At 63.5% G+C, this 19,148-nt stretch carries 17 protein-coding genes; 15 read left to right on the top strand and 2 right to left on the bottom strand.

The window, feature by feature from the left end; genetic code table 11:
* Window positions 1-18: 18 nt before the first annotated feature.
* From tolB to folD, 9 genes are all read left to right on the top strand, one after another.
* Window positions 19-1,365, top strand: a complete 1,347-nt coding sequence (tolB, locus tag Q8K08_RS06910; protein ID WP_305249676.1) for a Tol-Pal system beta propeller repeat protein TolB — start codon at window positions 19-21, stop codon at window positions 1,363-1,365.
* A gap of 84 nt (window positions 1,366-1,449) precedes the next feature.
* Window positions 1,450-1,989 (top strand): peptidoglycan-associated lipoprotein Pal, encoded by a 540-nt coding sequence (gene pal / locus Q8K08_RS06905; protein ID WP_304803390.1) that lies wholly within the window; start codon window positions 1,450-1,452, stop codon window positions 1,987-1,989.
* A 4-nt stretch (window positions 1,990-1,993) separates the two neighbouring features.
* Window positions 1,994-2,842 (top strand): tol-pal system protein YbgF, encoded by an 849-nt coding sequence (ybgF, locus tag Q8K08_RS06900; protein ID WP_305249603.1) that lies wholly within the window; start codon window positions 1,994-1,996, stop codon window positions 2,840-2,842.
* Window positions 2,839-4,071, top strand: coding sequence for a tRNA lysidine(34) synthetase TilS (gene tilS / locus Q8K08_RS06895; RefSeq protein ID WP_305249602.1), 1,233 nt, complete (start codon window positions 2,839-2,841; stop codon window positions 4,069-4,071). The genes ybgF and tilS overlap by 4 nt, the downstream gene beginning before the upstream one ends.
* Before the next feature lie 78 nt (window positions 4,072-4,149).
* Window positions 4,150-6,057 (top strand): ATP-dependent zinc metalloprotease FtsH, encoded by a 1,908-nt coding sequence (gene ftsH / locus Q8K08_RS06890; protein WP_304796551.1) that lies wholly within the window; start codon window positions 4,150-4,152, stop codon window positions 6,055-6,057.
* A gap of 84 nt (window positions 6,058-6,141) precedes the next feature.
* Window positions 6,142-6,741 carry a sulfurase gene (locus Q8K08_RS06885; protein ID WP_305249601.1) on the top strand — a complete coding sequence of 200 codons (600 nt, stop codon included), beginning with the start codon at window positions 6,142-6,144 and terminating at the stop codon, window positions 6,739-6,741.
* 131 nt (window positions 6,742-6,872) lie between these two features.
* Entirely contained in the window at window positions 6,873-8,549 is a 1,677-nt protein-coding gene (locus Q8K08_RS06880; RefSeq protein WP_305249600.1) for a formate--tetrahydrofolate ligase, read from the top strand.
* 93 nt (window positions 8,550-8,642) lie between these two features.
* Entirely contained in the window at window positions 8,643-8,957 is a 315-nt protein-coding gene (locus Q8K08_RS06875; protein ID WP_304796545.1) for a chorismate mutase, read from the top strand.
* A gap of 1 nt (window position 8,958) precedes the next feature.
* Complete coding sequence (gene folD / locus Q8K08_RS06870; protein WP_304796543.1) at window positions 8,959-9,849, top strand: bifunctional methylenetetrahydrofolate dehydrogenase/methenyltetrahydrofolate cyclohydrolase FolD; 891 nt, start codon at window positions 8,959-8,961, stop codon at window positions 9,847-9,849.
* Here folD and pdeM read toward each other — a convergent pair.
* The gene (gene pdeM, locus Q8K08_RS06865; RefSeq protein ID WP_305249599.1) at window positions 9,846-10,496 is read right to left on the bottom strand and encodes a ligase-associated DNA damage response endonuclease PdeM; all 651 of its coding nucleotides are present in this window, start codon (window positions 10,494-10,496) and stop codon (window positions 9,846-9,848) included. The two genes, folD and pdeM, sit on opposite strands and share 4 nt — an antisense overlap.
* A gap of 107 nt (window positions 10,497-10,603) precedes the next feature.
* On the bottom strand, window positions 10,604-12,997 hold the full coding sequence (locus tag Q8K08_RS06860; RefSeq protein WP_305249598.1) for a ligase-associated DNA damage response DEXH box helicase: 2,394 nt from the start codon (window positions 12,995-12,997) through the stop codon (window positions 10,604-10,606).
* 97 nt (window positions 12,998-13,094) lie between these two features.
* On the opposite strand from Q8K08_RS06860, the gene Q8K08_RS06855 reads away from it, so the two are divergent.
* The 6 genes from Q8K08_RS06855 (at window position 13,095) to Q8K08_RS06830 (ending at window position 19,135) form a co-directional block, all read left to right on the top strand.
* Window positions 13,095-13,907, top strand: coding sequence for a TIGR00282 family metallophosphoesterase (locus Q8K08_RS06855; protein ID WP_304802010.1), 813 nt, complete (start codon window positions 13,095-13,097; stop codon window positions 13,905-13,907).
* The gene (locus tag Q8K08_RS06850; RefSeq protein ID WP_304802008.1) at window positions 13,904-14,803 is read left to right on the top strand and encodes a DMT family transporter; all 900 of its coding nucleotides are present in this window, start codon (window positions 13,904-13,906) and stop codon (window positions 14,801-14,803) included. Before Q8K08_RS06855 ends, Q8K08_RS06850 begins: the two co-directional genes overlap by 4 nt.
* Window positions 14,800-16,581: an SLC13 family permease gene (locus tag Q8K08_RS06845; RefSeq protein ID WP_370654152.1), complete on the top strand. Its 1,782-nt coding sequence runs from the start codon at window positions 14,800-14,802 to the stop codon at window positions 16,579-16,581. The genes Q8K08_RS06850 and Q8K08_RS06845 overlap by 4 nt, the downstream gene beginning before the upstream one ends.
* 11 nt (window positions 16,582-16,592) lie before the next feature.
* Window positions 16,593-16,949, top strand: a complete 357-nt coding sequence (locus Q8K08_RS06840; protein ID WP_305249597.1) for a hypothetical protein — start codon at window positions 16,593-16,595, stop codon at window positions 16,947-16,949.
* Between the two features lie 4 nt (window positions 16,950-16,953).
* On the top strand, window positions 16,954-18,324 hold the full coding sequence (locus Q8K08_RS06835; RefSeq protein ID WP_304797640.1) for a phosphomannomutase: 1,371 nt from the start codon (window positions 16,954-16,956) through the stop codon (window positions 18,322-18,324).
* A gap of 70 nt (window positions 18,325-18,394) precedes the next feature.
* A complete protein-coding gene (locus tag Q8K08_RS06830; RefSeq protein ID WP_305249596.1) occupies window positions 18,395-19,135 on the top strand; it encodes a YebC/PmpR family DNA-binding transcriptional regulator in 741 nt (246 codons plus the stop codon).
* Window positions 19,136-19,148 lie beyond the last annotated feature (13 nt).

Raw genomic sequence — 19,148 nt, 5'->3', positions numbered from 1 at the left:
GGAAAACCCGAGGCCATGATGACAGTAAACAGTTTGTCGATCCGTGCGCTTGCGCCCGTTCTTGCCATAGCCTTGATGGGCCTGTTCGGGGTGCAAGCCCCGGCGCAGGCACAATCGGGGCCGCTGCGCATCGAGATCACCGAAGGGGTGATCGAGCCGCTGCCCTTTGCCGTGCCCGATTTTGTGGACGAGGGCGGCGCAGGCGAATACGCGCGCAACATCGCCCGCGTGATAGCAAGTGACCTGTCGGGCACAGGTCTGTTCCGCGAAATCCCGCGTGAGGCGCATATCAGCCGGGTCAGCAGCTTTGACAGCTCTATCGCCTATGAAGACTGGAAGGCGATCAACGCTCAGGCCGTGATCACCGGGGCCGTCACGGTGTCGGGCGGACGGATCGTGGTAAAGTTCCGCCTGTTTGACGTGTTCAGCGGCCAGCAACTGGGCGAGGGCCTGCAATTTGCCGGCACCCCGCAAAGCTGGCGGCGGATGGCGCATAAGGTGGCCGATGCCGCCTATAGCCGGATCACCGGCGAGGGCGGGTATTTTGATACGCGCGTGGTCTATGTCAGCGAGTCCGGGCCAAAGAACCAAAGGCTGAAGCGGCTGGCGGTGATGGATTACGACGGCGCGAATGTGCAGTATTTGACCGACAGCAGTTCCATTGTTCTGGCGCCGCGGTTCTCGCCCACGGGTGACCGTATCCTCTACACCAGCTATGCCACCGGATTTCCGCGCATCACGCTGATGGATGTGGGGTCTTTGCGCACCCAGACCCTTGCCGAACAGCAGGGCACAATGACCTTTGCCCCGCGATTTTCGCCCGATGGTGGGCGGATTGTGTTCAGCCTTGAGCGCGGCGGCAACTCTGACCTGTATATGCTGACCGTTGGCTCGGGGAACCTGAGCCAGCTGACCAATGCACCGTCGATTGAAACCGCGCCAAGCTTTAGCCCCGATGGCAGCCAGATCACGTTTGAATCCGACCGCTCCGGCACGCAACAGCTGTATATCATGTCTGCCACTGGCGGTGAGGCGCGGCGGATTTCGGGCGGGCAGGGGCGCTATAGCACCCCGGTCTGGTCACCGCGTGGCGATATGATTGCGTTTACAAAGCAGCATCAGGGCCGGTTCCATATCGGTGTGATGCGCACCGATGGCAGTGAAGAACGTTTGCTGACGGCCTCATTCCTGGATGAGGGCCCGACTTGGGCACCGAATGGCCGGGTGATCATGTTCACCCGTGAAACCAGCGGTGCGGGCGGATCGGCGGCGCTGTATTCGGTGGATATTTCCGGGCGCAACCTGCGCCAGATTCCGACCGAGGGCGCAGCATCGGACCCGGCGTGGTCGCCCCTGCTGCCCTGACCCTTTCCCTTGCGCGCCCGATTAACAGGGCGTGCGAAACCTGATACGATCATGGCATCGAGCCAAGAATAAAGGAAACTGAGTATGTCGCTTCTTCCCAAGGCCCTTCTCCTTGTCGCTGCCCTTGGGCTGGCAGCCTGTAACAACCCTGACCGTTTTGGCGCTGGTGGCGCAGGGGCGGGCGGCGCAGGTGGTGCGGGCGGCATCGGCGGTGGCTTTGTGGATACCACCGGCCTTGGCGATCCGAATGATCCGCGCTCGATTGCGTATTTCAACCAGCGCGTCGGTGACCGTGTGTTGTTCCCGGTTGATCAGCATACGCTGACTGCCGAAGGCCGTCAGGTGCTGACCGGGCAGGCGCAGTGGCTGAACACCAACAGCAGCTATGCCGTGATCATCGAGGGCCATGCCGACGAGCAGGGCACGCGCGAGTATAACTTGTCGCTGGGCGCGCGCCGGGCGGCATCGGTGCAGAACTTCCTGATCTCGCAGGGTGTTGCGGCAGGTCGGATGCGGACCGTAAGCTATGGCAAAGAGCGCCCGATCGAGGTGTGTTCGACCGAGGCGTGCTATTCGCAGAACCGTCGTTCGGTGACGGTGTTGTCGATGGGCGCGGGGATGTAAGCGGATGCTGCGCGCTGCCTTAACCGCGCTGGTGCTGATGGCGGGGCCTGCGTTTTCGCAGGCCAGCGCGCAGACGCTGGCGGATATTCGGGCCGAGCTGGGATTGCTTTCGGCAGAGTTCAACCGGTTGAAATCCGAGTTGGTGCAGACTGGTGCCTCTGGCGGGGCGTTGGCTGGCGGGTCGGCGTTGGAGCGGATGGATACGATGGAGGCGACGCTGTCGCGGTTGACCGCGCGGGCCGAGGATATCGAAATGCGGCTGAGCCGGGTGGTGACGGATGGCACCAACCGGATCGGCGATCTGGAGTTCCGGTTGTGCGAAGCAACGCCGGGCTGTGACATCGCAAGCGTGGGCACGACGCCCACGTTGGGCGGTGGTTCAGGTGGTGGCGTTGCTGCCCCTGCGCAATCGCCCAATGCTGTTGTGATTGAAGAACCTTCTGCCCCGTTCGCGGGTGGAGCCGAGCTTGCCATCGGAGAACAGGCTGATTTTGACCGGGCCCGGGCGGTGCTCGGTCAGGGTGACTTTCGCACCGCCGCGGACCTCTTTGCGACCTTTGCCCAATCCTATCCTGGCTCGCCGTTGAGTCAGGAGGCGCAGTTCAGCCGGGGCGAAGCTTTGGTGCAGCTTGGCGAAACCTCGAATGCGGCGCGGGCCTATCTGGAGGCGTTTTCGGTGAATGCCGACGGGCCATACGCAGCGGAGTCGCTGTTGAAGCTGGGTGAGCAGCTGGGCGTTCTGGGTCAGACCCCCGAGGCCTGCGTTACGCTGGCTGAAGTGGGGGTGCGATACCCCGGCACCATTTCCGCGACGCAGGCGCAGCTGGCGATGCAAGGATATCAGTGCCAGTGAGCGACGGCCCGGACCGGAGTTTGATTGAAAGCGCCCGTCGGGCGCTTTCAACCGTTCCGGGGCAGGGTGTTGTCGGGCTGGCGGTATCGGGTGGCGGCGATTCCATCGCTATGCTGCACCTGATGGCGGCGGTGGCCCAGCGGCCTTTGGCGGTGGCGACGGTCGATCATCGCTTGCGCGCGGAGGCAGCGGCAGAGGCGGATCAGGTGGCGCAGGTCTGCGCGGGCTTGGGGGTGGCGCATGAGGTGCTTGTCTGGTCGCATGGCGCGGTGACGGGCAACCTGATGGATGCGGCGCGGCGCGCGCGCTACGGCTTGCTGGCCCAATGGGCAGCAGCGCGCGGGATCAGCGCGGTCATGGTGGCGCATACGGCGGATGATCAGGCCGAGACGGTGCTGCTGGGGCTGGCGCGGGCGGCGGGTCTGGACGGGCTGACCGGGATGCGGCCCAGCTGGCAGCAGGGAGGTGTGGCGTTTCACCGGCCGTTTCTGGACGCGACGCGGGCAGATTTGCGGGCCTATGTGCAGCGGCGCGGTTTGTGGTTTGTGGATGATCCCAGCAATGACGATCCGGGCTTTGACCGCGTGAAGATGCGCCTTGCGCTGGCGTCTTTGCATGAGGTGGGCATTACCGCGCCGGGGCTGGCCATGGTGGCGCGCAATCTGGCGGCGGTGCAGGCCGACCTGCGCAGATTGGTGGCCGAGGCGGCGGGGCGCCTGGTGGTGGAACGGGCGGGCGCGTTGGAGATCGACCGGGCGGGCTTTGCCGCGTTGCCGGGCGAGGTGGCGCGGCGGCTGGTGCAGGCGGGGCTGTTGTGGCTGTCGGGCGCGGATTATGCGCCGCGCGCGGAGGCGCTTGCCCGGATGGTGCAGGCATTGATAGGCGGGCGGGGCGCGACGTTGTGGGGCTGTCGGCTGGTGCATCGCACGAGTGGGGCACTGTTGGTGCGTGAGCCGCGCAGCGCAGGACCAGAGGTGGCGTTGGGCGCGGTCTGGGATGAGCGCTGGCGGGTGACAGGGCCCGGCGAAGGCGTGGTGCGTGCCGTGGGCGCTGTGGGTCTGGCGCAGTTGCCGGACTGGCGCGCGGCGGGGATTGTCCGTGATGCGGCCTTGGTCACGCCGGGCGTTTGGGACGCAGATCGGTTGATTGCAGCGCCATTGCTGCGGTCAGATGCAGAATATAGTGCGACATTGACGGCAGGTTTCGGCTTATTCCTGTTATCGCATTGAACCCCGCGCGGTTCTGTCTATCTTAGGAAGGAAGACCGCAGCCCCGTTCCGGGCAGCGGACATGTGGGGAGACGCTTCGTGGGCAATGCACGAAATATCGCATTTTGGGTCGTTCTGTTCTTTCTGATCCTTGCGCTGTTCAATCTTTTTAGCGGGAATCAGACAACGACATCTTCGCGCCAGATTTCCTATTCGGATTTCGTGCAGCGCGTGGATGCGGGTGAAGTGACCAGCGTGGTCATCGATGGCGAACGGCTTCAGGTGCGCGGGCGCGATGGCAACACCTATTCCGCCATTGTGCCGCAGGGTACGGATGTGACCGACCGTCTGGTATCGAAGGGCGTGGAAGTGCGGGCCGAGGCGCAGCAACAGTCTGGGCTGGTGTCCATTCTGATGACGTTCCTGCCGTTCCTGTTGCTGATCGGTGTCTGGATCTTCTTTATGAACCGGATGCAGGGCGGCGGCAAAGGCGGGGCGATGGGTTTTGGCAAATCGCGCGCCAAACTGCTGACCGAAAAGCATGGCCGCGTGACTTTTGATGACGTGGCTGGCATCGACGAGGCCAAAGAAGAACTTGAGGAAATCGTGGAATTCCTGCGCAACCCGCAGAAATTCAGCCGCCTTGGCGGCAAGATCCCCAAAGGGGCGCTGCTGGTTGGCCCGCCGGGCACGGGTAAAACCCTGCTGGCGCGTGCCATTGCCGGTGAGGCCGGAGTGCCGTTCTTTACCATCTCGGGTTCTGACTTTGTGGAGATGTTTGTGGGCGTGGGTGCATCCCGCGTGCGCGATATGTTCGAGCAGGCCAAAAAGAACGCGCCTTGCATCGTGTTCATCGACGAGATCGACGCTGTGGGCCGTGCGCGTGGCGTGGGCATCGGCGGTGGAAATGATGAACGTGAGCAGACGCTGAACCAGCTTCTGGTCGAGATGGACGGGTTTGAGGCCAACGAGGGTGTGATCATCGTTGCGGCCACTAACCGTAAAGACGTGCTGGACCCGGCGCTGTTGCGTCCCGGCCGTTTTGATCGTCAGATCCATGTGCCTAACCCCGACATCAAGGGCCGCGAAAAGATCTTGGGCGTGCATGCGCGCAAGACCCCGCTGGGCCCGGATGTTGACCTGCGCACAATTGCGCGCGGCACGCCCGGCTTTTCGGGGGCTGACCTGATGAACCTTGTGAACGAGGCGGCGCTGATGGCCGCACGGATTGGCCGTCGCTTTGTCGCGATGGACGATTTTGAAAATGCCAAAGACAAGGTGATGATGGGGGCCGAGCGTCGGTCGATGGTTCTGACACAGGACCAGAAGGAAATGACCGCCTATCACGAGGCTGGCCACGCGGTTGTGGGCATGTCTTTGCCGAAGTGCGATCCGGTGTACAAAGCCACGATCATTCCGCGTGGCGGTGCGCTTGGCATGGTGATGAGCCTGCCGGAGATGGACCGTCTGAACTGGCACCGCGACCAGTGCGAACAGCGCATCGCGATGACCATGGCCGGAAAGGCCGCCGAGATCATCAAATGGGGTGAAGATTCGGTGTCAAACGGGCCATCGGGTGATATTCAGCAAGCGTCGGCTTTGGCGCGGGCCATGGTGTTGCGCTGGGGTATGTCGGATCTGGTGGGCAACGTGGACTATGCCGAAGCGGCAGAGGGCTATTCCGGCAATACCGGCGGGTTTTCGGTCTCGGCTGAAACCAAGCGTCTGATTGAGCAGGAAGTGAAACGCCTGATCGATGAGGGCTATGACACCGCGCGGCGTATCCTGCTTGAGAAGAACACCGAGTTTGAGCGTCTGGCACAGGGTCTGTTGGAATATGAAACGCTTACCGGTGACGAGATCAAAAAGGTTGTCGCGGGCGAAAAGCTGGGCGGCGATGATGATGCCGACAAGCCGACATCGGGCGGTGGGCTGGCTTCCATTCCGAGCATTCCAAAGCTGAAGCCAAAGGCTTCGGGCGGGCTGGAGCCGGAGCCTTCGGTTTGAGGTCCGGTCTGATCTGATTGCAAAAGCCCCGGAACCGTAGCAGGTTCCGGGGCTTTTCTTTGGCCACGGTGTAAGGGAATTCATATGGCTGCGCTGAAACCAACCGGCTTTGTGGGGCGGATCATCTGGCTGGGCATGGTGCCCGACCGCGACCGGCAGTTGCGCTCTGATCCGGTGAGCAGCCTGCGTGCAGGGTTCGGCGGGCCGGAGGGTGAGGCGCATGGCGGGCTGACGCGGCCATCGTGCAGCCGGGTCAAGGCGCAGTATCCGCGCGATACGGTCATTCGCAACACGCGGCAGTTTTGCCTGCTGGGGGCGGAAGAGCTGGCCGATATTGCGCAGCGGATGGGTCTGAAGGCGCTGGACCCGGCTCTGGTAGGGGCGACCATGGTGATCCAGGGCCTGCCGGATTTCACCCATCTGCCGCCGTCGTCGCGGTTGCAGGGGGCCGGGGGGGCAACGCTGGTGGTGGATATGGAAAACCGCCCCTGCGTGCTGCCGGGCAAGCCGATTGAGGCGGTGCATACGGGCTTTGGCGCAAAGTTCAAGGCGGCGGCCAAGGGGCGGCGCGGGGTGACGGCCTGGGTCGAGCGTGAGGGGGTTTTCATGCTGGGCGAGGCGGTATCGCTGCATATTCCCGACCAGCGGGTCTGGGCGCATCTGGCCGAGGCGCGGCGCGCATAGGCGATACGCGACAAAAGGCGGCGATTTTGGCCGGTTTCAGGTCGGAAATGCCGCTGTTTTAAGCTCTTGCCCCGGTAAGACTGGCCCCAAGCGCCGCAAAAAAGGCGCATGCCTTACCTTGGGAGAGAGACATGGCCTTTACGTCCGACATCGAGATCGCCCGCGCGGCGAAAAAGCTGCCGATCCAACAGATCGGGGCGCGGCTGGGGATACCCGAGGCGGATTTGCTGCCCTACGGCCATGACAAGGCCAAGGTCGGACAGGGGTTCATCACATCCTTGCAGGGGCGGCCTGATGGCAAACTGATTTTGGTGACGGCAATCAACCCGACCCCGGCAGGGGAAGGCAAGACGACAACAACGGTTGGCTTGGGTGACGGGCTGAACCGCATTGGCAAAAAGGCGGTTGTGTGTATCCGCGAGGCCAGCCTTGGCCCGAATTTCGGGATGAAGGGCGGGGCTGCGGGTGGCGGATACGCGCAGGTCGTGCCGATGGAAGAAATGAACCTGCATTTCACCGGCGATTTCCACGCGATTACCAGCGCCCACAACCTGCTGTCGGCGATGATCGACAACCACATCTACTGGGGCAACGAGCTGGAGATTGACGAGCGCCGTATCGTCTGGCGCCGGGTGATGGATATGAACGACCGGGCGCTGCGTGACATGGTGGTGTCGCTGGGCGGCGTGTCGAACGGCTTTCCGCGCCAGACCGGATTTGACATCACTGTGGCGTCGGAAGTGATGGCGATTTTGTGCCTGTCGCGCGATCTGGAGGATCTGCAAAAGCGGCTGGGCGATATTGTGGTCGCCTACACCCGCGCGAAAAAGCCGATCTATGCCCGTGATATCAAGGCCGATGGCGCGATGACTGTGCTGCTGAAAGACGCGATGCAGCCCAATCTGGTGCAGACGCTGGAAAACAACCCGGCCTTTGTGCATGGCGGCCCGTTTGCCAATATCGCGCATGGCTGCAATTCGGTGATTGCGACCACGACCGCGCTGAAGCTGGGTGAGTATGTGGTGACCGAGGCCGGGTTTGGTGCGGACCTTGGGGCCGAGAAGTTCTTTGACATCAAGTGCCGCAAGGCGGGGCTGAAGCCTGCGGCGGCGGTGATCGTGGCCACGGTGCGCGCCATGAAGATGAACGGCGGCGTGGCCAAGGCCGATCTGGGGGCCGAAAACGTGGCGGCGGTGCAAAAGGGCTGCCCCAACCTTGGCCGCCACATCGGCAATGTGAAATCCTTTGGTGTGCCGGTGGTGGTGGCCATCAATCATTTCGTCACCGACACAGATGCCGAAGTGCAGGCGGTCAAGGACTACGTTGCAGGGCAGGGCGCGCAGGCGATCTTGTGCAAGCATTGGGCGCAAGGCAGCGCCGGCATTGAGGAATTGGCCCATAAGGTGGTGGAGCTGGCGGAAAGCGGTGCCGCCAGTTTCGCGCCGATCTACCCCGATGCGATGCCGCTGTTTGACAAGATCGAGACGATTGCCAAGCAGATCTATCACGCCGATGCGGTGTTGGCGGACCCTGCGATCCGCGATCAGCTGAGAGCGTGGGAAGCGGCGGGCTACGGTCATCTGCCGATCTGTATTGCCAAGACGCAATACAGCTTCACCACCGACCCCACCGTGCGCGGCGCGCCCACGGGGCATACAATCCCGGTGCGCGAGGTGCGGCTGTCGGCGGGCGCTGGCTTTGTCGTGGCCATCTGCGGTGAGATCATGACCATGCCCGGCCTGCCACGCGTGCCATCGGCCGAGGTGATCCGGCTGAACGCGGATGGGGATGTGGAAGGATTGTTCTGAAGCCTGTTCTGAGGCAAAAGCCCGCGTTGCCCTTTGCCGGTCTGCGCCTTATGTCGGGGCAGATTTATGGCTGATCTGAACGGGAAGTGTCCGATGCGCAAACCTGCCGAGTGTGAAACCATGGTCCATATCCGGGCCGAGATTGATCGGCTGGACGATGACCTCGTCCGGCTGCTGGCAGAGCGGGCGGGCTATATCGACCGCGCCGCCGAGATCAAGGCCGAGGTGGATCTGCCCGCCCGGATCGGGTCGCGCGTCGAAGAGGTGGTGCAGAATGTGCGCCGCCACGCTGAAACCTACGGCCTGCCGCCCGAGCTGGTGGAAAAGCTGTGGCGGCGGTTGATTGATTGGTCCATCGCGCGCGAAGAAAACCGCCTTGGCCCGGACAGCATGCGAAAGGAAGACTGACATGAGCGCGGTGGTAATCGACGGCAAGGCCTTTGCTGCGGGGGTGCGCATTCGTGTGGCCGCCCATGTGGCGCGTCTGGCCGAGGAGCATGGCGTGGTGCCGGGGCTGGCCGTGGTTCTGGTCGGGCAAGACCCGGCCTCACAGGTCTATGTGCGCAACAAGGGCGTGCAGACGGTTGAATGTGGGATGGTCAGCTTTGAGCATAAGCTGTCGGCTGACACGTCCGAGGCCGATCTGCTGGCGCTGGTGCGCGCCCTGAATGCTGACCCGAAGGTGCATGGCATTCTGGTGCAGCTGCCGCTGCCGGGGCATCTGAACTCTGACCTGATCATCAACACGATTGACCCGGCCAAGGATGTGGACGGGTTCCACATCTCGAACGTTGGGCTGCTCGGGACGGGGCAAAAGTCGATGGTGCCCTGTACGCCGCTGGGCTGCCTTATGATGCTGCGCGATCATCACGGGTCTTTGGCGGGGCTGAATGCGGTTGTGGTCGGGCGGTCCAATATTGTGGGTAAGCCGATGGCGCAACTGCTGCTGGGTGACAGCTGCACGGTGACGATTGCGCATTCGCGCACCAAGGATCTGGCAGCGGTTTGTCGCGGGGCCGATATTCTGGTGGCCGCAGTGGGGCGTGCCGAGATGATCACCGGCGATATGGTCAAACCGGGGGCCACGGTGATTGATGTCGGGATCAACCGGGTGGAGCGTGACGGTCGGGCAAAGCTGGTGGGCGATGTCGATTTTGCGTCTGCCGCAGCGGTGGCGGGGGCAATCACCCCGGTGCCGGGCGGTGTCGGGCCGATGACCATTGCCTGCCTGCTGGCAAACACACTTACTGCCTGTTGCCGGGCGCATGGTCTGCCGGAACCGGACGGGCTGACCGTTTAGCGCGGCATCGGGATGGCGCGTGTGGCGGTGCCGCCGGTTAACAGAGCCAGCGCACCGGGCTGCATCAGCCCGGTCAGCGCCTGATCGTCAGCCCAGAGCCCGCCGGTATAGGTGCCAAAGGCGGGCAGGATCAGCCGCGCGGTATCGGCCAGAAAACAGCGCCACGCCTTGCCCGCCAGCCGCGCCTTGGGGTGGTAGTGGCCTGAAACCTCGCCCCGCGCCCCCGGCTCTGCGATGTGGCGAAACGTCAGCGCGCCAAGCCGCACCTCGGCCCGGTGGCTGCCGGCAATCTCCAGCGGCCCGGCATCGTGGTTGCCCGCGATCCAGACCCAGTCGCGCCCCGCAATCAACCGGGTCAGCCACAGCCGGTCGCTCTCCTCCATCCCGTCAAGGCTGGCGGCATCATCAAAGCTGTCGCCCAGACAGATCACCGATCCCGCCCCGGTCGCCTCGATCTCGGCTTCCAGCCGCAGCAGGGTTTCGTGCGTCTCATAGGGTGGCAGCAGGGTGCCCGCCCGCCGCGCAAACCGTTCGGATTTGCCCAAGTGCAGATCCGACACGCACAGCAGACGGCGCTCGGGCCAGAACAGCGCGCCCGAGGGGCGGGCGACTAGCGACTCATGGGCAAGGGTCAGGGTGTGGCTCATGCCACCGGGTCTGCCCGCGCACCAGGCTCAAGACAATCCCCCCTGTGCATTGCTGCTTTCAAAATACTCCCGCCGGAGGCATCCCACCGCTTCCCAAGCGCGACGAGTCAGGCCAGTCCCGCCGCCTCCATCAGTTTACGGGCCGCCTCATCGGCCAGCCGCTCGCGGCCCATCCCCTGCACGGGGATGCGGCCCGGTTCCAGAAACAGCGGGGCCGACAGCGGCGACAGGCGGGGCAGGCGGCGGGTTTCTATCCGTCCGGCGACGCGGGTCAGCAGGTCTTCGATGCGGGAAAAGTCGATCAGGCCGCGCATCGCCTCTTCGCGGGTGATTTGCAGCAGCAAGTGGTCGGGGTCGTATTTGCGCAAGGTATCGTAGAGGATATCGGACGAAAACGTCGCCTGTCGCCCCGATTTGCGCCGACCCTGATGGCTGCGCTCGATCAGGCCGGCGATGATGGCACTGGCGCGGAAGGTGCGTTTCATCACGGCGTTTCCGGCCAGCCATGTCTCTAAGCCCTGTTGCAGGGCGGTCAGGTTGAACAGGGGCTTGGCGTCATGCACCGCGTCGATACCCCAGATCAGCGTGGCGTAATCGGTGGCCACAAAGCCTAAAGGCGCAAGTCCTGCTTCCTCCATCGCCTTGGTTAGTAAAAGGCCAAGGGTCTGCTGGGCGTTGCGGCCTGCAAAGCCGTAGACCACCAGATGTTCGCGCCCGTCATGCGGGAAGCTTTCGCACAGCAGCGTCTCGGCATTGGGCAGGCGTGACACCTCGCGTTGCAGCGACAGCCATTGCGCGGTGTGGGCGGGCAGCTCGGGCCAGCGGTCTCGTTTGAATATGTCAAGAATCCGCTGGGTCAGCAGGGTGGACGTGGCGAATTTTGTGCCATTGAACACAGCGACCTTTGGATCGCGACCGGGTTGGTTGCTGACCTCGACCGTCATTTCGCGCAAACCTTCATAGCGCACCACCTGTCCGCCGATCAGAAAGGTGTCGCCGGGGGTCAGGGTGGCGGCGAAGGCTTCCTCAACCTCGCCCAAGGGCGTGCCGCCGGAGCGGTTCTTCAGGCGCACCTTCAGGGTTTCGGTGTCGATGATGGTGCCAAGGTTCTGGCGGATCACGGCGGCTGCGCGCGGGTCGCGCAAGGCCCATGTGGTCCCCGTCAGCTTCAGCCGTTGCCAGCGGTCATAGGCACGAAGCGCGTAGCCCCCGGTGGCGACGAAATCCAGCGTGGCGTCAAACTCGGGACGGGTCAGGGCCGCGTAGGGGCCGGCGGTGAGGATCTCGGCATAGAGATGGTCGGCGTCGAAGGCGCCAGAGCAGGCGGTCAGCAGGATATGCTGGCACAACACATCGCGCGGACCGGGGCCGCGGGGTTCACCATCAAGTGTGCCGCCCTGCACGGCATCAAGGGCCGCTTTGCATTCCACCACTTCGAACCGGTTGGCGGGCAGCAGCAGCGCCTTGGACGGCGCGTTGTAGCGGTGGTTGGCGCGGCCGATGCGCTGCACAAGGCATTTGACGTTCTTGGGTGCACCGACCTGAATCACCAGATCCACATCGCCCCAGTCGATGCCCAGATCTAGGCTGCCGGTACAGACGATGGCACGCAAGGCACCTGCGACCATAGCCGCCTCTACCCGTTCGCGCTGTTCGCGCGACAGGCTGCCATGGTGGATGCCGATGGGCAGGTCTTCAGTGTTGGCGAGCCAGAGGTCGCGGAAGAACAGTTCGGCCTGCGCGCGGGTGTTGTGGAAGATCAGCGTGGTGCGGTGCTGTTTGACCTGCTCCAGAATGGCGGCAATGGCATAGCGCCCGCCGCCGCCTGCCCATGGCGGGGGGGTGTCGGTTTCCAGCATCTGAATGTCCGGCGGCGGGCCGGGATCGGCCAGCAGGATGCCGGTGTTCGGGGCCAGAAAACGGGCCAAGGCGGGCGGGTCTTCAACCGTGGCGGACAGGCCGACGCGGCGCAGGCCGGGTGACAGGCTTTGCAGGCGGGCCAGCAGCAGGGTCATCTGGTCGCCGCGTTTGGATTCGGCCAGCGCGTGCAGCTCGTCCAATATCACCCGTTGCAGCCCGGCGAAGATGCGCGGCGCGTCCTCATAGGACAGCAGAAGCGCCAGCGATTCCGGGGTGGTCAGCAGGATATGCGGCGGGTCGGCGCGTTGGCGGCGGCGCTGTGTATAGGTGGTGTCGCCGGTGCGGTCTTCGACCCGGATCGGCAGGTTTGCGCCCTCTATCGGGGTGCGCAGGTTGCGGCGTATGTCGGCGGCAAGCGCTTTGAGTGGGGAAATATAGAGCGTATGCAGGCCCTTGGCGGGTGTTTGAGCCAGTTCGGCAAGGGTGGGCAGAAAGCCTGCGAGGGTTTTGCCCCCCCCCGTGGGCGCGATCAGCAGGGTGGCGGGATCGGGCGCGCGCGCCAGCATGTCCCACTGATGCGGATGCAGGGTCCAGCCCTTTGCGGTGAACCAGTCTGACAAAGCGGGGGGGAGGGTTTTCATGGTCCAAGGGTAGCGGGGTGGCGGCCCGCGTCAACGGCGCGCATCGCCCGCGCTGATTTTGCTTGAAGGGCGGTGCGGCGGGGCCTAATCGGTGCGTATGCGAATGCTTTTCCTTGGCGATGTGATGGGTCGGACCGGGCGCGCGGCGATTGCCGAGCGGTTGCCGGGTTTGCGGCTGGAATGGAACCTCGATTTTGTGGTGGTGAACAGCGAGAACGCGTCTTCGGGCGCGGGGCTGACTTCAGAGCACGCCAAGATCTTGCTGGCGGCAGGGGCGGATTGTCTGACGCTGGGCGACCATGCCTTTGACCAAAAGGACATGCTGTCGTTTATCGAGCAGGAACCGCGCATCGTGCGGCCGATCAATTTCTCTAAAGTCGCTCCGGGCAAGGGCTGGCGCGTGTTTACCGCGACCCAAGGCCGTAAGGTTCTGGTGGCGCAGGTCTTGGGGCAGGTGTTCATGAAACGCCCGTTTGATGACCCGTTTTCGGCCATTGAGCAGGTGCTGCGATCGCACCCGATGGGCGGCTTGGTGCAGGCGGCGATTGTCGATGTGCATGCCGAGGCAACCAGTGAAAAGATGGCGATGGGGCATTGGTGCGACGGGCAGGCAAGCCTTGTTGTCGGCACGCATACCCATGTGCCGACCGGGGATGCGCAGATTTTGCAAGGCGGCACCGGGTATCTGACAGATGCGGGCATGTGCGGCGATTACAACAGCGTTATCGGGATGGAAAAGCTGGAGCCGTTGCGGCGGTTTATCACCGGCATGCCGAAAGCGCGGTTCGAGCCTGCGGGCGGGCCTGCGACGCTGTCTGGTGTGTTTGTGGAAACCGATGACCGCACGGGCAAAGCGGTCAGGGTGCGGATGATCCGCGTGGGTGGGCGGCTGCAAGAGGCGCACCCTTGAGCAACCACCGTCTGTTTGCCCTTGTGCTGGTGGCGTTGGGCGTGGGCTGGGGGCTGACACAGCCGTTGGGCAAGCTGGCGACCAGCACCGGGTATCAGCCGTTTGGCCTGATCTTCTGGCAATTGGTGATCTGCACACTGGTTCTGGGCACGATGTCGCTGGCGCGGGGCAAGGGGCTTTTGTTCACGCGGCCCGCGCTGATCTTTGCGCTGGTGGTGGCGGTGCTTGGCACGCTGGTGCCGAATGCGACGTTCTACACCAGTGTGCAGCACTTGCCTTCGGGGATCATGTCGATCCTGATTTCTGCTGTGCCGATGTTGTCGTTTCCCATCGCGCTGGCCTTGGGGATGGACCGGTTTTCGATTGCGCGCGTTGCCGGGCTGATGCTGGGGTTGATCGGGGTGGCGATGATCGCAGCGCCGGGGGCCGGGTTGCCGGGGCATCTGCTGGCCTTTATCCCGCTGGCGCTCATAGGGCCGCTGTTTTACGCGATGGAGGCGAATTACGTCGCCCGTAGCGGCACTGGCGGCATGGATGCGGTGCAGGCGATGTTTATGGCCAGTCTGGTGGGGATGATCCTGTGCCTGCCGGTCACGCTGGCGACCGGCCAATGGATTGACCCTCGTGGCGCGTGGGGCGTGGCGGAGTGGGGGCTGGTCGGGTCCAGCGTTGCACATGCGCTGTGCTATGCGGGCTATGTCTGGCTGGCTTCGCGCGCGGGGGCGGTTTTTGCGGCACAATGCTCGTATCTGGTCACCGGAGCAGGCGTTATCTGGGCGATGTTGCTTTTGGGTGAGCGGTTGCAGCCTTTGGTCTGGGTCGCGCTTGTGGTGATGCTGTCTGGCGTGGCATTGGTGCAGCCAAGGGCCGTGGCACGCGCGGATCAGGGGGAATGATGCTGGGGATCGAGTTGGATCAGGCGATGCAGGCCTATGTGGCGCTGGCCATTCTGGCGGGCATGCTGGTGCTGTTTGTGCGCGAAACCTATCCGGTAGAGGTGACGGGGATCGGTGGCGCGTGCCTGATGCTGGTGCTGGGCATTCTGCCGCAGGCCGATGCGGTCAATTCGCTGTCGAATGCGGCGCCGTGGACGATTGCGGCGATGTTCATCATTGCGGGCGGGTTAGTACGCACGGGGGCGTTGGACACGGCAACGCAATATGCGCTGCGCTATGTGAAGACGCATCCGAAGGCGGCGCTTGTGGTCATTGCGCTGGGCGTGATCAGCATGTCGGCGTTCATGAATAACACGCCGATTGTGGTGGTGATGATCCCGGTGTTCATGCAGATCGCACGGCAGTTGTCGCTGTCACCATCCAAGCTGATGATTCCGTTGTCTTATCTGGCAATTCTTGGTGGCACGATCACGCTGATCGGCACATCTACCAACATTGTTGTGGATGGGGTGGCGCGTGAACGTGGGCTGGCACCGTTCGGGATTTTCGAGATTGCACCCTTGGGGATTGCGGCGTCGCTGGTCGGGTTGACCTATCTGGCGCTGTTCACCAAGCGGTTGCTGCCCGACCGCGACAGCATGGCGATGATGCTGACCGACCGCAGCCGGATGAAGTTCTTTACCGAACTTGCGGTGCCGGAAGACAGCCCGATCATTGGCCAAAAGGTCGATGCGGTGGGGCTGTTCAAACGCGACAACATGCGGGTGGTGGATGTGTTGCGCGGTGATGCATCGCTGCGCCGCCAACTGGCCGAGGTAGAGCTGGAGGTCGGCGACCGGGTGGTGCTGCGCACGCCGATGTCTGAGGTGCTGGCGCTGCAAGAGTCGAAGGAACTGCGGATGGTGGACAAGCTGTCCTCGGTCCAGACCTCGACTGTAGAGGTGCTGATCACGCCGGGCTGTGCGATGGTGGGGCGGTCTTTGGGCAGTCTGCGCTTGCGCAGGCGGTATGGGGTTTACCCGCTGGCGGTGCATCGCAAGAACCAGAACATCGGGCGGCAGTTGGATGATCTGGTGGTGCAGGTCGGCGACACGCTGCTGCTGGAAGGCGCGCCGGCCGATATTCAGCGGCTGGCGTCGGAAATGGATGTGGTCAATATCTCGGAGCCGTCGGACCGGGCCTACCGCCGCACCAAGGCGCCGATTGTGGTTCTGGTGCTGGCGGCGGTGGTCGGCTTGTCGGCAATGAATGTGGCCCCCATTCTGCTGTTGGCGATGATCGGTGTGGGGGTGGTTCTGGTCACGCGCTGCATTGATGCGGATGAGGCCTTCAGCTTTGTCGATGGCCGCTTGATGGCGCTGATCTTTGCCATGCTGGCGGTGGGCGCGGGGCTGGATCATTCGGGCGCGGTGCAGCTGATCGTGGGGGCGGTGGCCCCGTTCATGCAGGGCTTGCCACCGTTTTTGCTGATCTTTGTGGTCTACGCCCTGACCTCGATCCTGACCGAAATTGTGTCGAACAATGCGGTGGCGGTGATCCTGACACCGATTGTGATTGGACTTGCGGCGCAGATCGGGGTTGATCCAAGGCCATTCGTGGTGGCAGTGATGTTTGGGGCCTCGGCCTCTTTTGCGACGCCGATCGGGTATCAGACCAACACGCTGGTCTATGGTCCGGGGGGCTATCGGTTCAGCGACTTTCTGCGGATCGGTGTGCCGCTCAATCTGGTGATGATGGTGGCGATTTCGGCTTTGATCCCGCTGTTCTTTCCGTTCTGAAGGGAAAACTGATGCGTTATCTGGTGCTTTTTCTGGCCTTGGCGGGTTGTGTTTCTACCGTGCCGGGCAACCCGGTGCCGCAAGCGGCGCGGCTGTCGGCCGAGGTGCTGACGCTGACCCTGTCGGATGGCACGGTCTGCCGCGCGAACTGGGCGGCGTCCCCTGTCGGGCGGATGGAGACCTGCGGGCCGGGCTATGGTTATGCGGTGCGGGTGATCGACAATCCCAATATCCTGCGGCAAATCTGGACAGAGCTTACAACAGCGCTGGGGGCCGAGGGCGTGGTGGCACCGCTGGCAGAGGTGGTGATCACCGATCCGGCGGGTGTGGACCGGGTTTTTGCATCCCCTCCACCGGTGAAGGAGTGATCTTGTGGCCCCGAAATTTGGAACAAGTGGTCTGCGGGGGCTGGTCACAGAGCTGACCCCGGCGCTGGTGGCCGATTATACGCGCAGTTTTCTGACGGTCTGTCCGGTGGGCACGGGTCTGTGGGTGGGGCGGGATCTGCGTGACAGCTCGCCCATGCTGGCCGAGGTGGTAATTGCTGCGGCGCGCGCCGAAGGGGTCGCGGTGACGGATTGTGGTGCCGTGCCAACGCCCGCACTGGCGATGGCGGCGATGGAGGCGGGAGCGGCGGCCATCATGGTGACAGGCAGCCATATTCCTGCCGATCGCAACGGGCTGAAATTCTATGTGCCAGGGGGAGAAATCACCAAGGCGGAAGAAACCGCCATTCTGAGCGGTCTGGGGCGCGCAGCGGCGGAGCTGACGGGATTGCGGCGCGGCACGTTTCAGACGACTGGCGATTGGGCGGCGCGGTATCGCGGGGCTTTTGGGCGCTGTCTGGATGGGCTACGGGTTGGCGTCTGGGCACATTCGGCGGTGAGCCGTGAGGGGATAGTCGCTTGTCTGGAGGCGCTGGGCGCGCGGGTTGCAGTGCTGGGCCGGTCAGACGTGTTTGTGCCGGTGGATACCGAAGCCGTGCCGTCGGATGTGCGGGCGCAGTTCGTGGCCTGGGCCACAGCAGAGTCTGGTGGGCTGGACGCGATTGTATCGACCGATGGCGATGGTGACCGTCCTTTGGTCGCGGATGCCACCGGGCAGATCGTGCCGGGTGATGTGCTGGGCCAGATCACGGCGGCGCTGGTGGGGGCCGATGTGGTGGTGACTACGGTATCGGCCAATACGGGCGTCGATCTGTCGGGACGGTTTGGCCGGGTGGTGCGCACGCGCATCGGGTCGCCCTTTGTGATTGCCGCGATGGATGAGGCGGGGGGCCGCGTGGTTGGCTATGAACCGAACGGAGGGTTCTTGTTGGGCTTTGACGCGGCGGGGCCTGACGGGCCGTTGCCGCGTCTGATGACGCGCGACAGCCTGCTGCCGATTGTGGCAGCGCTGATTGAGGCAAAGCGGACCGGGTCACTGGCGGCGCGGGTGGCCGAGGAGCCTGCACGGTTCACCGTGACTGACCGGCTGGAGCATGTGCCGGTGGAGGTGTCGCAGGCATTGCTGGCGCGGTTGGCGGCAGGCGGGCTGGACGCGTTTCTGGCCCCGCTTGGCCGGGTTGCGTCGGTGGACCGGACGGACGGTCTGCGAGCCACACTGGCGGGTGGTGGGGTTGTGCATCTGCGCCCATCTGGCAACGCGCCGGAATTCCGGGTCTATGCTGAGGCGGGAACGTTTGAGTCAGCGCAGGCGCTGATGGGGCTGGCCTTTGCTCAGGTAAAGGCCGCGCTGGGCTGAGCCTTGCGGCGGGCAGGCGGGCTGGTGTAAGGGAAACCATCACCGATCAGACGGTTTAGGAGACAGGGTCATGGCTGGCCATTCAAAATGGGCGAACATTCAGCATCGCAAGGGCAAGCAGGACAAGCTGCGCTCTAAGATGTTTTCGAAGCTGGCAAAGGAAATCACCGTTGCGGCCAAGATGGGGATGCCCGACCCGGACATGAACCCGCGCCTGCGTCTGGCCGTGAAGGCTGCGAAAGCGGTTTCGATGCCCAAGGATGTGATCGACCGGGCCATCAAGAAAAGCCAGATGGGCGACGGGGCCGATTACACCGAAATCCGCTACGAGGGTTACGGCGTGAACGGTATTGCGATCATCGTTGAGGCGATGACTGACAACGTGAACCGCACCGCCAGCAATGTGCGGTCGTATTTCAGCAAGGCTGGCGGCAATCTGGGCACCACCGGATCGGTCGCGCACAGCTTTGACCGGGTGGGCGAGATCTCATATCCGGCGTCGGTCGGGGACGCTGATACGGTGCTGATGGCCGCGCTGGAGGCGGGGGCGGATGATGTCGAGTCGGATGAGGACGGGCATTGGATTTACTGTTCGGTCGAGGCGCTGAACGATGTATCGGACGCTTTGGAAAAGGCGCTGGGCGAGTCGACCGAGTCAAAACTGATCTGGAAAGCGCAGTCTTTGACCGAAGTGGATCTGGACACCGCGCAAAAGCTGATGCGGTTGATTGATCTGCTGGAAGAAGATGACGACGTGCAGACGGTCACGCATAATTTCGACATTCCTGAATACGTGGCGGCGCAGCTTTAAGCGCCGATCTGCG

Source organism: Pseudotabrizicola sp. (genome assembly GCF_030684215.1).
Taxonomy (GTDB): Bacteria; Pseudomonadota; Alphaproteobacteria; order Rhodobacterales; family Rhodobacteraceae; genus Pseudotabrizicola.
This window is presented reverse-complemented; position numbering and strand designations above follow the sequence as displayed.